We start from the raw sequence: 17452 nt of genomic DNA on the forward strand, positions 1-17452 counted from the left end.
CTTGTGGCTTTTAGCTATTTATTTTTAAGGGGCTTCGACTACGCTCAGCCACCGTTACTTTTTCAAATTTCTTATAACGAAATTCCTCTTTTCCAAGGAATAAAATCGTTATGCCCTTTAACTACTGCTTTTGATGGAGTTTCTCCACTTGCAACTCTAATTACGTGGTCTAATACTTTTTCACCCATTGTTTGAATGGTATCTTCACCAGTAATTACTGTACCTGCATTAATATCAATAATGTCATTCATTTTTTCATACAATTCTGTATTACTAGACATTTTTAAAACAGGTGTAATAGGGTTTCCTGTTGGTGTACCTAAACCAGTTGTAAACACAATAACGTTACAACCAGAACCAGCTAAACCGGTAGTACTCTCAACATCATTACCAGGTGTACATAATAAGTTTAACCCTGGTTTTGTAATTTTTTCAGCATAATCTAATACTTCAACAACTGGAGATGTTCCACCTTTTTTAGCGGCACCTGCAGATTTCATTGCATCTGTAATTAAACCATCTTTAATGTTTCCTGGAGAAGGATTCGCTTCAAATCCAGAACCTACAGCAACAGCTGCTGCAGAATAAGAACGCATAATTGAAGAGAATTTTTTAGCATCGTCTTCATTTACACATCTATTAATAATATTTTGTTCAACTCCATTTAATTCTGGGAATTCAGATAAAACTGGAGAACCACCAAGAGCAGCTAATAAATCTGCAGCATAACCTAATGAAGGATTTGCAGAAATTCCAGAGAATCCATCAGAACCACCACATTCTAATCCTAAAACTAATTTGCTTAGTGGAGCTGGTTTACGTTCAATTTTGTTAGCTTCCATTAAACCTACAAAAGTATGTTTAACAGCTTCTTCAATTAAAGCACGTTCGCTTGAACTTTTTTGTTGTTCTAAAAAATGAACAGGTTTTGTATTTGATTTTGCTTCTAATGCTTTTTCAAGCATTTCAATTTGTGCGTTTTGGCAACCTAAACTAAAAATGGTAGCACCAGCAACATTAGGGTTTGTAATGTAACCAGCTAATAAATTACATAATACTTCAGAATCTTGACGAATTCCTCCACAACCACCATCGTGTTTTAAAAACTTAATACCATCTACATTTTTGAAAAGTCTGTTTTTAGAAATTTCTTCTTTTGTAGCAATAATTGGTGTGTTGTAAATATCGTCATTTGAAGCTCCTGCTTTGTACTGTGCAATTAAAGCATCAGTATCTACAGCAAAATCTTTTTTAGTTTCGTAACCTAATTTTTCAGAAAGCGCACCTTCTAAAACATCAATATTTCTGTTTTCGCAAAAAGTTAAAGGAATAACTAACCAATAATTTCCAGTTCCTACGCTACCATCTTCACGGTGATAACCATTAAAAGTTCGTCCTTCAAAATTAGAAGTGTCTGGAGCTGTCCAAACAAATTTTTCATTTGAATCATTAAAATCGGCTGAAGCATGTTTAATGTTTTCAGTAGTAATAGCTTCTCCTTGTTGAATAGGAAGCACAGCCTTACCAACTAAAACACCATACATAAATATTTCATCACCTACAGCAAAATCTTTTACAGCAAACTTATGTTTACTTTTAATGTTTTCTTTTAAAATGATTTCTTCACCATTAACAACCGTTTTTAATCCTTGTGGAAGATTGTCAATAGCTACAATTAAATTGTCTATTGGATCTATTTGAGCGTAATTCGCAGACATATTAGTAGTTAGTTATTTCTTTAATTTAATTTTTAATTATCCTCTTACTTCTTTGATTAATGCCATAGCTTCTTCAACTTTGGCTTTTAATCCGTCGTAATCTTTGTTAGCAATAATTTCTTTTGAAATTAATTGAGAACCCATTCCAACGCAAGTAACACCTGCATTAAACCAACCTTCTAAGTTTTCTTTATTTGGAGCAACACCACCAGTTGGCATAACGCTAGTCCAAGGTTGAGGTCCTTTAATTCCTTTTACAAATTGAGGTCCGTAAATATCACCAGGGAATAATTTAACAATCTCACAGCCTAATTCTTCAGCTCTAGTAATTTCAGTTAAAGTTCCACATCCAGGAGACCATAAAACTTTACGTCTGTTACAGGCAATTGCAATATCTTCTCTTAATACAGGAGTTACAATAAAGTTAGCTCCTAAAGCCATATATAATGAAGCTGCAGCTCCATCAGTTACTGAACCAACACCCATAATCATTCCAGGTAATTCAGCAATTGCATATTTTGTTAATTCGCCAAAAACTTCGTGAGCGAAATCTCCACGAGCAGTAAATTCCATTAATCTTGCACCACCATCGTAACAAGCTTTTAATACTTTTTTACTTAATTCTATATCGTTATTAAAAAACAAAGGAATCATTCCTGTTTCTTTCATTGCGTTTGCAACTTCTATTCTTGTAAATTGTGCCATTTTTAATATTTATTTTATAAAATTAAAGGAAAACTGAGCATGGAACTCAGTTCTCCAATAAAGCCAAAATTAATTAATATTCTATTTTGTTATCTTGCTACTCTACCTGAAGCATCACCACCCATTAGTTTGTTAACTTCGTCAACAGTAACTAAATTAGCATCACCTTTAATAGTGTGTTTTAAACAAGATGCAGCAACTGCAAAGTCTAATGCATTTTGATCATCTTCTGGGTATTTAAGTAATCCGTAGATTAAACCTCCCATAAATGAATCTCCACCACCAACTCTATCTACTATATCAGTAATTTGATATTGACGAGTTTCTAACATTTGTTTACCATCATATAAAACTCCAGCCCAAGTGTTGTGAGATGCAGAAATTGAACCTCTTAAAGTAGTAATTACTTTTTTAGCTCTTGGGAATTTCTCCATCATTTGCTCACAAACAGACAAGAAAGCTTCAGCTTTAACATTGTGTCCAGCAGTTTGAACAGCAGCACCATCAGGCTTAATACCAAAATGCATTTCAGCATCTTCTTCATTTCCTAAAATAACATCACAGTAAGATGTAATTTCAGTCATAATAGCTTCTCTATGCGCATCGTCACAGAAATTCCAAAGTTTAGCACGGTAATTTAAATCTGTAGAAATAGTAATACCTAATTTGCTAGCAGCTTTAACAGCTTCTAAACAAACATCTGCAGCTCCTTGAGAAATTGCTGGAGTAATACCAGTCCAATGGAACCATTCAGCACCATCAAAAACTTCTTCCCAGTTAATCATTCCTGATTTTATTTCAGACATAGCAGAATGTGCTCTATCGTAAACAACTTTAGATCCACGAGATACAGCACCAGTTTCTAAAAAGTAGATTCCTAAACGATCTCCACCATAAACTATTTTGTCTACACCAACGCCTCTTTTACGCATTTCCATCATTGCACACTCACCAATATCATTTTTAGGTAAACGAGTTACAAAATCTACAGGTACTCCATAGTTTGCTAAAGATACTGCTACGTTAGATTCTCCACCACCATAGATAGCGTCAAAATTGTTTGCTTGAGAAAATCTCAAAAATCCTTGAGGAGCTAATCTTAACATGATTTCTCCAAATGTTACTACTTTTTTCATTGTTGTTATTATTTATTTTGATTGATTACTATATTTTAAAATCTACAGTTGCTTTCATAACACCTGTTTCTAAATCACACCAGCTATCAAAGTTGGCAATCATTTCTGTATAAGGAACATTATGAGTGATATATGAATCTGTAGGGAATTGATCTAATACACTTATTACGTGTTCAAAATCTTCTGTAGTTGCATTTCTACTACACATTAATGTCATTTCTTTTGCGTGTACTTTTGGATGTGTGTATGTTAGTTCTCCTTTAGATAACCCAACTAATACAAATCTTCCTCCGTGTGCCATATAATCTGGACAAGCTTCTAAAGCAAATTTATTTCCTGAAGCATCAAAAACTGCAGTAGCTAAATCTCCATTTGTAATTTCAGAAATAGCTTCAACAGGATTGTTACCAGCATTTACAATATAATCTACACCAATTTTATCTTTAGCATAAGCCAATCGTTGGTCATTCATGTCAAGTGCAATAACTTTTGCTCCTGCAATTTGAGCTAATTTCATTATTCCAATACCAATTGGTCCGCAACCAACAACAACTACAGTTTCTCCTGGTTTTATGTCGGCTCTTCTAACAGAATGTGCTCCAATTGCTAAAGGTTCAACAATAGCCATTTGATCATCAGATAAATTATTTGCAGGTAATAGAATATCAGCAGGAACAGTAATTTGCTCTTGCATTCCACCATCTCCATGAACACCTAATACTGAAATATTAGTACAGCAGTTAGTTTTACCATTTCTACAAGCAATACATTTACCACAGCTAACATATGGCATTACAACTACTTTATCTCCAGCTTTAATTCCTCTAGCATTTTCTCCAATTTCTAATACTTCTGAAGCTAATTCGTGACCTAAAATTCTCGGGTAGCTAAAGAAAGCTTGGTTTCCGCCATAAGCGTGAATATCTGTTCCGCAAATTCCAACTTTATTAATTTGTAATAAAGCTTCGTTTTCTTTTCTAATTGGTGCTTCTTTTTCTTTTAGAATAAATTCACCTGGTTTTTCGCAAACTATGTATTTCATTGTATAAAAATTTCTTAATTATTTCGAGGTTGTTCAAACGTTTGAGCAAATTAATTAAAAAAATATAAACGTTGTTATTTTTTTTGTGGTAAGCTACTTTGAAGTACCGTATTTATTGATTTTGTTTAAAAAATAAAGTTTTGATATTTCGTAAAAAGAGTTTACATTTGTTCAATCGTTTGAGCAAATGTATAAAAAAGTTGGGAAATAAAAAAAAAACTACGATAAAAGATATTGCTAATGTTTTAGGTATAACACCTTCTGCAGTGTCTAGGGCTTTAAATAATCATCCAAGGATTAGTGAGAAGACTAAAATTGCTGTTAAGCAAGTTGCTGAAAATTTAAATTATCAGCCAAATCATTTGGCAAGTGCACTTAGAAAAGGGAAAAGTAATTTGGTTGGTGTAATAATTCCAAGAAATAATAGTAACTTTTTTTCTTCAGTATTAGAAAATATTGAAGAAGTTTTAAACAAAAAAGGGTATAATATTATTATTACTCAATCTAATGAATCTTACAAAAAAGAATGTAGTAGTATTGAAGCTCTTTTATATACACAGGTTGATGGTGTTATAGCTTCTATGGCAAATGAAACTGTAGATTTAAGTTATTACGAGAAAATTAAATCAAAAGGAATTCCTTTAATTTTATTTGATAGAGGAGAAAATGATTTAAATGTAGATTATGTGGGTATTGATGATTATTTAACTAGTCATATGATTGTTGAGCACTTACTAGATCAGGGTTGTAAAAGAATTGCTCATATAGCCGGATATAGTAAAACTAGAATTTATAAAAATAGAATTAGAGGGTATAATGATGCTCTTGAAAAACATGGCTTACCTATTGAAAAAGATTTAATTATTGAAAGTAATTTAAGGTTAAATGATGGGCGTAGAGTTATGCAAGAGCTTTTAAATTTAAATGAACGACCAGATGCTGTTTATGCTGCTGGTGATTATGCTGCTTTAGGTGCTTTGCAAGTTTTAGAAGAACAGGGAATAAAAGTTCCAGAAGAAATTGCTTTAGTTGGTTTTAGTAACGAGCCTTTTACTTCTTTTGTAAAACCATCAATTTCAACTATAGATCAAAAAAGTGCATTAATTGGTAAGTTAGCCGCAGAAGCCTTTTTAGAAAGAGTAAATAACCCAAAAGTAAAAGCAAGCTTAAACAAAATAATTGTCGATGCAGAATTAATAATAAGAGATTCTTCAAACAAAAAAGAATAGAAATTTAATCGCTATTTTTGTATAAGTGATTCACCAAATATTACTAATAAATATCGTTTTTTAATGAGAAATAAGTTTACATATTGGCCACTAGTAATATTGTTAGTAGTAGGCTTTTTATTCACTAATTCAAGCTTTGCTCAAAGTTCAATAAGTTTTGACCATTTATCTACAAAAAATGGATTGTCTCAAAATGATGTAAATGCAATTTATCAAGATAATAAAGGTTTTATGTGGTTTGGTACTCATGATGGGTTAAACCGTTATGATGGATATAATTTTTCGATATATAAACCTAAAGCAAATGATAATTATAGTATAAATAGTACATTAATTTGGAACATAGTTGGTGATAACAATGGAAATTTGTGGATAGGTACTACAGGGAATGGACTAAATTATTTCGATAAAACTACTGAGAAATTTAAACATATTACTCATAATGATAAAGACGAAAATAGCTTAAATAATGATTATGTAAAGCATGTGTTTTTAGACAATGAAAAGCGTCTTTGGGTTTCAACTAGAACAGGTTTAGATGTTGTTGACGTTTCCAAATCTTTAGATTCATTAAAATTCGATCATTTTAAATTAAGCCGGGATAATTTTAAATCGGCAAAAGGATATTGTACAATTACATTTATATTTCAAGATAGTCAGAATCAAATTTTAATTGGTGGTCCCAAAGGGTTGTTTAAGGTGGTAAAAGATAAGCAAGGGAATTATAACTTTCAGAATTTGAATGTATCCTTAAACTGGGCACCTACGTCCATTAGAGGTATACGTGAAGATGAGTTTGGTAGATTGCTAATAACTTCTTTTAACGGGTTGCATATAGTTGATTTAAAAGAGCAAACTCACAAGTTATTAAAAGTTCCTTTACGAGGAGGAAACAATATTGCTGTTGGAAATGGACACATTTGGGTTGGAGGAACAGAAGGATTATACCATTTTGAAAATAGTGAAAAAAATCAGAAACCTAAATTTTTGAATCAATATACATACGATCCAAAAAGTACGATTAGTAGTTTAAGTAAAAATGAAGTTACATCATTATTTGTTGATAAAACTGGAATTGTTTGGATTGGAACAAATGGAGGTGGAGTTAATATTTTTGATCCGGAGAGCAAACAATTTAAACTTATTCAAAAAACATCAGATCTCAACAGTTTAAGTAATGATAATATACGCTCCATTTTTGAAGATAGTAATGGTACATTATGGGTAGGTACTGAAGGTGGAGGTTTAAATATATTGAAAAAAGAAGATAGTAAAAATTATAATAAATTTATTAATATTAAAAAAGTTGCTAACCCTTTTGTTATCAAAGAAATAAAACGAGGGGATAAGAAGTTTGTACTTGTTGGGGGGCAAAATTCCCCAGGTATTTTCAAAGTAGATATAACAAATTTTACTAATATTTCTGAAACTAGTTTAACTCCTTTGTTTAGTGGTATTTCAAGCGTTTTTTCTTTGTTAGAGGATAGTTCGCAAAACTTATGGGTTGGAACTTATTCTACTGGGGTAATTAGGTGTTTAAAAAGTGATTCTATAGGTGATTACAAAAGAGATATTTTATCAAATAATATTAATAATAATAAAAGTATTTCAAACGATATTATTAGAGATATTGTTGAAGATAGGAAAGGTAATATTTGGTTTGCAACAGGAAATGGGTTGTCGAGATTAACAAAAAAAGAAACTTCAAAAAAGAATCCAAAGTTTAGAATATATAAAAATATAAAAGATGATGAACATAGTATAAGTCATAATTATATTTTATCTATTTATGAAAGCGATAAAGGAGAAATGTGGTTTGGAACGTTTGGAGGAGGCTTAAATAAACTTATTAGATCGGTTGATGGAAAAAGTGATTCATTTAAGGTTTATTCTGAAAAAGACGGACTGCCAAATAATGTAATTAAAGGAATTTTAGAAGATAATGATGGTAATTTATGGCTGTCTACTAATAAAGGTTTATCAAAATTTAATCCAAATACAGAGGTTTTTAAGAATTATGACACAAATGATGGGTTGCAGAATGATGAATTTGGTGAGTTAGCGCATTTCAAAAAAAGTAACGGAGAAATGATGTTTGGTGGAGTTAGTGGTTTTAATAGTTTTTTTCCTGATGAAATTAAAGATAATTCGGTTAAAGCTGAAACTGTAATTACAAGTTTTTCAATTTTTAATAAACCTATTGGAATAAATGAAGAAGTTAACGGAAGAGTAATATTAAATAAATCTATAAATGAAATTGATCAAATAGATTTAGAATATAAAGAAAATAGCTTTTCTTTTGAATTTGCAGCTTTACATTATGCGGCTCCTCAAAAAAATAAATATGCGTATAAATTAGAAGGGTTTAATAACGATTGGATTTATACATCTTCAGAAAAAAGATTTGCTACTTATACAAATCTGGAACCAGGTTTGTATACTTTAAAAGTTAAAGCTTCTAATAACGATGGTTTATGGGATGAATCTCCATCAATTCTAAAAATTAATGTTATTCCTCCATTCTGGAGAACAAGTTTTGCAAAACTAATTTATGTATTGTTATTTGTTGGTAGTTTATTTTTGTTTAGAAGATTTACAATTATTAGATCAACTAAAAAACATCAGTTAGAGTTAGAGCATCTTGAAAAAGATAAATATGAAGAAATTCAACGATTAAAATTAGAGTTTTTTACAAATATTTCACACGAATTTAGAACACCTTTAACTTTAATAAAAGGCCCGTTAGAATATTTACAAAAAAAAGGAGATAACGTTGAGCCTCAAAAAGTACAAGAACAATATAGTTTAATGCATAAAAATATTGATTATTTGTTGAGGTTGGTAAATCAGCTGTTGGATTTTAGAAAAATGGATAAGGGAAAAATGAGTTTGACTGTTGGAAAAAGCGATTTAATCGATTTTATAAAAGTAGTTGGAGAACCTTTTCAGTTTTTAAGTAGTAAAAAAGATATAGATTTTAAAATAAATGCTAAAAGTAAAGAGTTACGAACATGGTTCGATCCAGATGCTGTTGAAAAAATAATGAACAACTTGCTTTCCAATGCATTTAAATTTACTCCTGAAAAAGGAACAGTGGAAATTGAAATAATTGAAGGTATTAATTATACTGCTCCAGAAGGGTTGAAAACCAAAACAGATAAATCTAATTATGTTGTAATTCAGGTTAAAGATTCTGGACCAGGAATACCAAAGCATAGAATTAACTTTATTTTTGAACGTTTTTATGTAGATAGAGATGTTCGAAAAATTAACTCAGAAGGTTCTGGTATTGGTTTAGCCTTCACCAAAAAATTAGTTGAACTACATAGAGGTAGTATAGATGTTGTAAGTGATGAAACACAGGGAACTAACTTTGTTGTTTGGTTACCAAAAGATAAGCAATCATACGAAAATATAAATGATATATCTTTTAGTGATGTATTAGAAAGTCAAACATTTATTAACGAAATGAATGCGGAAGTTCATGCAGTTGGAGTGTTTGATGATATTGTAGATCAAAACTTATCAAGGTCTAGATCTAAATTACCAATATTATTGGTAGTTGATGATAATGCTGATATTAGAGGAGTTATTAAACAAGGTTTAGGTGAATTTTACGATATTTATGAGGCGGAAAACGGTGAGCGTGGTTTTGAACTAGCAAAAAAATTAGTTCCAAATATTGTGTTAACGGATATTTTAATGCCAGTTATGGATGGAATTGAATTTTGTAATAAGCTTAAAACGGTTCAAGAAACAAGTCATATTCCAGTTGTAATGTTAACTGCAAAAACATCACAAGAATGGGAGATTGAAGGATTAAGAACTGGAGCAGATGCTTATATAAGAAAACCTTTTGATATGGAGTTATTAGAGCTTAAACTTCAAAATATATTAAAACATAGAGAAGAACTTAGAAAACGATTCAATAGAAAAACAACTTTACAACCTAACGAAGTTACAGTGACTTCTACAGACGAAAAGTTTTTACAAAAAGCAATTGACATTGTAGAAAAACATATGATGAACTCTGAATTTAGTGTGGAGCTTTTAGTTAAAGAAATGAGTTTAAGTAGAAGTAATCTATATTTAAAAATAAAAGAACTTACTGGTTTATCTTCTAGTGAATTTATTAGAAATATTCGTTTAAAAAGAGCAGTTCAATTACTAGAAAAAAGCGATTTATCTGTAAAAGAAATTATGTATATGACTGGTTTTAATACAGCTTCATATTTTTCTAAATGTTTTAAGAAACAATTTGGTGTAATACCTAGCAAGTATGTAAGACAAGGAGTTACCGAAGAAGAGGGAGAGGCAAAAAATGATAAATAAATCATTTGTTTTGTCATTTTGTACATATGTATACTTAAAATGAACATATAAAAATCATATTTGTACTAATATTGATTGATTAAATATTAAATACTTTAAAATAATGCTCGTTTAAATTTTTAAGCGAGCATTATTAATTTAAAAATTAAATTATGAAGCTAAAACTGTTAGTAGTACTAGTAGCAATTTCTTTAGTAAGTTGTAAAAAAACTAAAGTAGAAAAAGAGAAAAATAAAAAACCAAATATTGTTTTTATTTTTACAGATGATCAAACTTATACATCAATTAATGCATTAGGTAATAAAGAAATTATTACACCTCATATGGATAAATTGGTTAAAGAAGGAACAACTTTTACCCATGCTTATAATATGGGATCTTGGAGTGGGGCAGTTTGTGCAGCTTCTAGAGCTATGATTAATTCAGGGCGTTTTGTTTGGAGAGCGAATAAATTTAGAAAAAATTGGTATAAAAAAGACAGTGTTAGTTTAAGTAAATCTTGGGGGAAAATGATGGAAGGCGCCGGTTATGATACTTATATGACTGGTAAATGGCATGTTGATGCTCCTGCTAATATGGTTTTTCAAAACACTACTCATATTCGTCCAGGTATGCCTAAAGATGCTTGGGATCACGCAACAATGGTAAAGAAATTTGACTCATTATCAAAAATAGAAGGCGCTAATTCTGCTGACATTATGCCAAACGGATATAATCGTCCATTAAATGAAAATGATAAATCTTGGTTGCCAACAGATACTTCAAAAGGAGGTTTTTGGAAAGGAGGAAAACACTGGAGTGAAGTTTTAGCAGATGATGCAATTGGTTTTATTGATCAAGCAAAACAAAAAGACAACCCGTTTTTTATGTATTTGGCATTTAATGCTCCGCACGATCCACGTCAGGCTCCTCAAGAGTATGTAGATATGTATCCATTAGAAAATATTTCTGTGCCAAAAAGTTATATGCCAGAATATCCTTACAGACATAATATTGCAAATGGTGATGATTTACGTGATGAAGCCTTAGCACCATTTCCTAGAACGGAATATGCTATTAAAGTTCATACACAAGAGTATTACGCAAGTATAACTCATGTTGATGCTCAAATAGGAAAAATTATTGAGGCTTTAAAAAAGTCTGGTAAAATGGATAATACCTATATTATGTTTACAGCCGATCACGGTTTAGCAATGGGACGTCACGGTTTGTTAGGTAAACAAAGTTTGTTCGATCATAGTATGAGACCACCTTTAGTAATTATCGGGCCTGATATTCCAAAGGATCAACGTTCAAATGCAGATGTATATTTGCAAGATATTATGGCAACTTCATTAGATATTGCAGGAGGAGAAAAACCAACTTATGTAGAGTTTAGTAGTTTTTTAGATATTGCTAAAGGTGAAAGAAAAGAAAGTCATTATGACGCTATTTACGGAGCATATTTAAGCGTAAGCCGTATGATTAGAAAAGATGGATTCAAATTAATGGTTTATCCAGAATTGAATAAAATATTATTATTTGATATGAACAATGATCCTGAAGAAATGAATGATTTAGCTGTTGATAAAGCAAATAAGGCTAAAATAAAAACAATGTTTGATGAGTTGTTAGTATTACAAAAAGAAATGGATGATCCGCTCGATATATCAGGTATTTATAATGAGTTTTATAAAAACTAAAATAGAAAGCCGTAATTTAAATTGCGGCTTTTTTTTATGAATAAACCAATAGTATTCTTATTTAAATCAATATTGATAGTTTATTAAGAGTGCCCGAATTATTTTTGTTACCATAAAATTTACTCAATGAAAAATATTACAACACTAGTTCTAACATTATTTTTTACAACTGTTATTTTTTCTCAGCAAAAGAATGATTGGGAAAACCCTAATGTAAATCAAATAAATAGATTGCCTTCAACAGCAACTTTTTACAATTTTGAAAACGAATCTCAGGCATTAGCAGGAGAAAGAGAAGTTTCAAAATATTACAAATCATTAAATGGTGATTGGAAATTTAGTTGGGTTGCTAATCCTGCAGATGCTTCTAAAACATTTCAAGAAGTAAGTTTTGATGCATCAAGTTGGGATGTTATTGATGTTCCTTCAAATTGGGAAATGAAAGGATATGGAACTCCAATTTATACAAATTCAACATACCCATTTTTTAATGATTATCCTTTTATAAATCATCATGATAATCCGGTTGGTCATTATATTAAATCTTTTGAAGTAGATGCTTCTTGGAGAGATAAAGATGTTATTCTTCATTTTGGAGGGGTTTCATCGGCTTATTATGTTTGGGTAAACGGAAAATTTGTAGGTTATAGTGAAGATACTCGCTTATCTGCAGAGTTTGATATTACAAAGCATTTAGTTAATGGTAAAAACAAAGTTGCTGTTAAAGTATTTAGATGGAGTGATGGAAGTTATTTAGAAGCTCAGGATCATTGGAGAATGAGTGGAATTGAACGTGAAGTTTATTTAAAGGCAATACCAAAAGTTAGATTGAATGATTTTACAGTTAGAACTGATTTTGATACTAATTACGAAAATGCCTTATTACAAGTTAGACCAAAACTTATTGCCAATATAAAAAATAAGTATGTTGCAAAAATTGGTGAATTTGGAAACACAAACCTTAAAACAACTGTTGATAATTGGGAGTTAATTACCGAATTACGAGATGCTGAAGGAAACAAGGTTGGAGAATCTACAACTACTAAATTCAAAAAGATATTTGGGGAGTTTTATCCACAACGTGATAATGTATATTTTGGTTTAATTGAAACTGAAGTAAAGGCTCCAAAACAATGGTCTTCTGATAATCCTTATTTATATACACTTTTATTTGAGGTAAAAGATGATAAAGGAAATTCAATTCAACATACAAGTACAAAAGTTGGATTTAGAGAGGTTAAGATTGATGAGAGAGGACGCTTTTTAGTTAATGGAAATCCTGTAAAAATGATTGGTGTAAACCGTCACGATCACGATCATATAAATGGTAAAACCGTATCGAGAGTTGATATGGAAGAAGATGTTAAATTAATGAAACAATTTAATTTCAACGCAGTACGAACTTCTCACTATCCAAACGATCCTTATTTTTATGATTTATGTGATAAATACGGAATCTATGTAATGGACGAAGCTAACCTCGAAACACATGGTGTTCGTGGGTTATTATCAAATGTTCCAGAATGGAGTAATGCCTATTTAGAACGTGCTGTTCGTATGGTAGAGCGAGATAAAAATCATCCAAGTATTGTTATTTGGAGTTTAGGTAACGAGTCTGGTACAGGTCCAAATCATGCTGCAATGGCAAGTTGGATTAAAGAGTTCGATTCTACTCGTTATATACATTATGAAGGTGCTCAAGGTATTCCTTCTCACCCTGATTATAAAAAGAATTTCTTTCAACATGGTAAGGGAAATCCTTCAGATTCACCTTGGGTAGATATGATTAGTAGAATGTATCCACAACCAGCAGAATTACAAGCCTTAATAGATGATACGGCAGAATTTAAACATATTCCAGTACTTATGTGTGAATATGCACACGCAATGGGTAATTCTGTAGGAAATATGAAAACCTATTGGGATGTTATTTATAAAAATGATCGAGCACTAGGAGGTTATATTTGGGATTGGATTGATCAAGGTATATTAAGAAAAGATGAAAACGGCAAAGAGTATTATGCATATGGAGGTTCTTATGGAGATACGCCTAATGATGGAAGTTTCTGTATTAATGGTATAATTGCTTCTGATAGAACGCCTAAACCAGAAATTTACGAATGTAAAAAAGTAAATCAGCCAGTTGTAATTACTGCAGTTAATACTTTAAAAGGTGAATTTGAAATTCTAAATCGTCATCATGCAATTGATTTATCTAAATACGATTTGTATTGGAACATTACTGAAAACGGAAAAGTTATTCAACAAGGAAATGTACTATCATTAAATACAAAACCTTATAAAACTAGTAAACTAAGAATAGATTTTAAAAAGCCTAAATTAAAAACAGCTAGTGAATATTATATCAACATTCAAGGTAAATTAAAAGAAAATGAGTTGTGGGAGAACAAGGGCTATGTTGTTTTCGAGGAGCAATTCAAAATGGATTATAAAGTGGCTCAACCGTCAACTTTAAAAAGTAATAGAAATTTAATAGTTTCAGAAACAAAAAGCTTAATTAATGTAAGTAATACATATGTTTCTCTTGAAGTAAATAAAACAACTGGTTATATTTCAAAATATAAAATTAATGGAGCTAATATTTTAAAAACACCATTAAAATTGAATTTTTGGAGAGCAGAAACTGAAAATGACGAAGCTTATAGAAAATCAATGAAATTGGAATCAGAATTAGATTGGATGAAAGCTGGTGATAGACTAAAAATTAAGAATACAACTGTTAAATCTGATGAAAAAGGAAAAGCAGTAATTAGAGTTGAAGGAGTTATTGAAAACCCAAAAGCTGATGTTAATTTAACTTATACAGTTTTAGGAAGTGGAGAAGTAAAAGTAGATTACAATACTATAATTGATAATGGTGCGCCAAATGCACCTCGTATTGGAATGACTTTCGATATTTCTAAAAACTTTGGTAAACTGAAATATTTAGGTAAAGGTCCTCAGGCCAACTATTCTGATAGACAATATGGGTCACATATAGGTTTATACTCCGGAAAACCTGAAAATATAAACTACAAATATGTATATCCAGAAGAATATGGAAATCATACAGGAACGAGTTGGTTTAGTTTGTTAGATATAAGAAATAAAGGAATTGTTGTTAAAGGTGATCAACCAATTAATTTTAGTGTAATTTCATATGGCATAGATAATTTACAAGAAGCTAAATTTTTAAATGAGTTAAAAGAGCGTGATGTTTATACAGTAAATATTGATTTATCTCAACAAGGTGTTGGTGGAGATAATACTTGGTCTCATCGTGCACAAGCTCATGAAGCATATTTAAACAAGCCTGGAACTTATAATTATTCATTCTATTTGGTACCTTTTAATTCTAAGGTGAAGCCAGAAAGGATCAAATTCTAACAATTCGTTATGAAAAAAATAGTTTACTTATTTGTAGTTCTATTATTTGCAGCTTGTTTGCCTTCAGAAAAGGTAAGCACTAGAATAGAATCGCCTAACAGTAAAAATGTAATTACGTTTGAACTAAATGAAGAAGGGCAGTTATTTTATAGTGTAAGTACATCAGAATTAAAATTTATAAAGCCATCCGCTTTAGGGTTTAAATTAAAAAATCAATCGTTAAAAAATGATTTTGAAATTCTTTCTTCTGAAGAAAATTCTGAAAATACACAATGGAAAACCGTTTGGGGACAAAGAGAAACTGTTATAAATAATTTTAACGAATTAACACTTCATTTAAAGCAAAAGGAGTCTAATTTATTAGTAGATGTAATTGCGCGTTCTTATAATGATGGTGTTGCGTTTAGGTATGTTTTTCCAGAGCAAGAAAATTTGAAAGATTTTGTAATTACTGATGAATTAACGGAGTTTAATTTTAATGGAGATTATAAAGCTTGGTGGAATTTTGCTGATTACGATAATTACGAAAAAGTATATTACAAATCACCAATTAGTAAAATAGGTGATTCAATAAAGTTTGCTCGTAGACCTGATAAAGAGGAACGTGCAAACATGGCAAATACGCCAACAACTATTGAAGTGAATGATAATTTAGTTGTAAGTATTCACGAAGCTGATTTAACTGATTATGCTGGAATGAATTTATTAAATACGTTAGATGGGTCAAAATTAAAAGCGCACCTAACACCTTGGCTAAATGGAGATTTAGTGAGAGCTTCAACACCATTTAAATCGCCTTGGAGAACTATTCAAATTGGTAAAACGGCAGGAGAGTTAGTAGAGTCAGATTTAATTATGAATTTGAATCCGCCGTGTGCTTATGAAACAACAGATTGGATTGAAACTTATAAATACATTGGAATTTGGTGGGAATTACATATAGGAAAAACGGCTTGGGCTGAAAAAACTCAATTTGGTAGACCCATAACAAAACCACACGGAGCAAATACAAAAAATGCAAAATATCATATAGATTTTGCAGCTAAACACGGAATTCCTGATGTGCTAATTGAAGGTTGGGACAAAGGTTGGGACAATATGGAAGGCTCTTGGACTGGTTATGGTATTTTTGATTGGAAAACTTCAACAGACGATTTTGATCTTGAAGAAGTTTGTAAATATGGGGCTGAAAAAGGAGTAAGAATGATGATGTATCACGAAACTATTTCAGATATAGATCATTACGAGCCTGCAATGGATGAGCTTTATAAAATGTGTGCAGATTTAGGAATGAAAACGGTAAAAGTTGGCTATACTGGAGATGTAAATTACGATTACGATAAAAAAACATATCGTCAACATCATCACGGTCAATATATGGTACGTCATTATAAAAAAATGGCACAAGCAGCAGCTAAACATAAACTGCTAATTGTAAATCACGAACCAATTAAATTTACAGGAGAACAACGTACATACCCTAATTTAATGGCTAGAGAAGGTGCGCGAGGTCAAGAATACAATGCTTGGAGTGTTGGAAATTCTCCAGAGCACGGAGTTGTTTTACCATTTACAAGAATTTTAGGTGGACCAATAGATTATACACCAGGTATTTTCGATATGATTTTACCTGATAAAGATTGGGCAAAGGGAAAGAAATTTAGAGTTCGTTCAACAATTTGTAAGCAATTAGCATATTATTTAACAATGTACAGCCCAATTCAAATGGCAGCAGATTTGCCTGAGAATTATGAAGGTAATGCAGCGTTCCAGTTTATTAAAGATGTACCAACAAATTGGTCGGAAAGTGTAGTTTTAAATAGTAAAATTGGAGATTATTATACAGTTGCTAGAAAAGAAAGAGGAACTGAAAATTGGTATTTAGGAAGTATAAGCGATGAAAATTCAAGGGAGTTTGAAATTAATTTATCATTTCTTTCTGAAGGAAAAAAATATGAAGCTACAATTTATGCTGATGCCGCGGATACAGATTGGGATTCAAATCCTGAAGCTTTCGAGATTTTAACAAAAGAAGTTTTTTCAAAAGATAAATTAAAAATTAAGCTTGCTGCTGGTGGAGGACAAGCAATTCAGTTTAAAGTATTAGATTAGAACACGTCATTCTGAACTTGTTTCAGAATCTCATCTGACTGATAACAAATCATGTGAGTACCTGAAATAAATTCAAGTTGATGAAAATTACGCTTTTCTGAATTTATTT

The 17452-nt window shown here is 31.1% G+C and carries 9 protein-coding genes; 5 read left to right on the forward strand and 4 right to left on the reverse strand.

The features are described from left to right. Window positions 1-71: 71 nt before the first annotated feature. The 4 genes from BLU40_RS09960 to BLU40_RS09975 all read right to left on the reverse strand — a co-directional run bounded on the left by BLU40_RS09960 (window position 72) and on the right by BLU40_RS09975 (window position 4601). Complete coding sequence (locus tag BLU40_RS09960; RefSeq protein ID WP_090122946.1) at window positions 72-1718, reverse strand: UxaA family hydrolase; 1647 nt, start codon at window positions 1716-1718, stop codon at window positions 72-74. A 36-nt stretch (window positions 1719-1754) separates the two neighbouring features. Continuing rightward, window positions 1755-2423, reverse strand: a complete 669-nt coding sequence (locus BLU40_RS09965) for a bifunctional 4-hydroxy-2-oxoglutarate aldolase/2-dehydro-3-deoxy-phosphogluconate aldolase (protein ID WP_090122948.1) — start codon at window positions 2421-2423, stop codon at window positions 1755-1757. A gap of 89 nt (window positions 2424-2512) precedes the next feature. Then, on the reverse strand, window positions 2513-3559 hold the full coding sequence (locus tag BLU40_RS09970) for a sugar kinase (RefSeq protein WP_090122951.1): 1047 nt from the start codon (window positions 3557-3559) through the stop codon (window positions 2513-2515). Window positions 3560-3587: 28 nt separating this feature from the next. Continuing rightward, the gene (locus BLU40_RS09975; RefSeq protein ID WP_090122953.1) at window positions 3588-4601 is read right to left on the reverse strand and encodes a zinc-binding alcohol dehydrogenase family protein; all 1014 of its coding nucleotides are present in this window, start codon (window positions 4599-4601) and stop codon (window positions 3588-3590) included. Window positions 4602-4801: 200 nt separating this feature from the next. Between BLU40_RS09975 and BLU40_RS09980 the strand changes: the two genes are divergently transcribed. From BLU40_RS09980 to BLU40_RS10000, 5 genes are all read left to right on the forward strand, one after another. Then, window positions 4802-5830: a LacI family DNA-binding transcriptional regulator gene (locus BLU40_RS09980; RefSeq protein WP_090122955.1), complete on the forward strand. Its 1029-nt coding sequence runs from the start codon at window positions 4802-4804 to the stop codon at window positions 5828-5830. A gap of 63 nt (window positions 5831-5893) precedes the next feature. Next, window positions 5894-10162: a hybrid sensor histidine kinase/response regulator transcription factor gene (locus BLU40_RS09985; RefSeq protein ID WP_090122957.1), complete on the forward strand. Its 4269-nt coding sequence runs from the start codon at window positions 5894-5896 to the stop codon at window positions 10160-10162. A gap of 152 nt (window positions 10163-10314) precedes the next feature. Next, complete coding sequence (locus BLU40_RS09990; protein WP_090122959.1) at window positions 10315-11844, forward strand: sulfatase family protein; 1530 nt, start codon at window positions 10315-10317, stop codon at window positions 11842-11844. Between the two features lie 126 nt (window positions 11845-11970). Beyond that, window positions 11971-15231 (forward strand): glycoside hydrolase family 2 TIM barrel-domain containing protein, encoded by a 3261-nt coding sequence (locus tag BLU40_RS09995; protein WP_090122961.1) that lies wholly within the window; start codon window positions 11971-11973, stop codon window positions 15229-15231. A 9-nt stretch (window positions 15232-15240) separates the two neighbouring features. Continuing rightward, window positions 15241-17343, forward strand: a complete 2103-nt coding sequence (locus BLU40_RS10000; RefSeq protein WP_090122963.1) for a glycoside hydrolase family 97 protein — start codon at window positions 15241-15243, stop codon at window positions 17341-17343. Window positions 17344-17452: the final 109 nt, after the last annotated feature.

The sequence above is a fragment of the Lutibacter oricola genome (assembly GCF_900106565.1).
GTDB lineage: Bacteria > Bacteroidota > Bacteroidia > Flavobacteriales > Flavobacteriaceae > Lutibacter > Lutibacter oricola.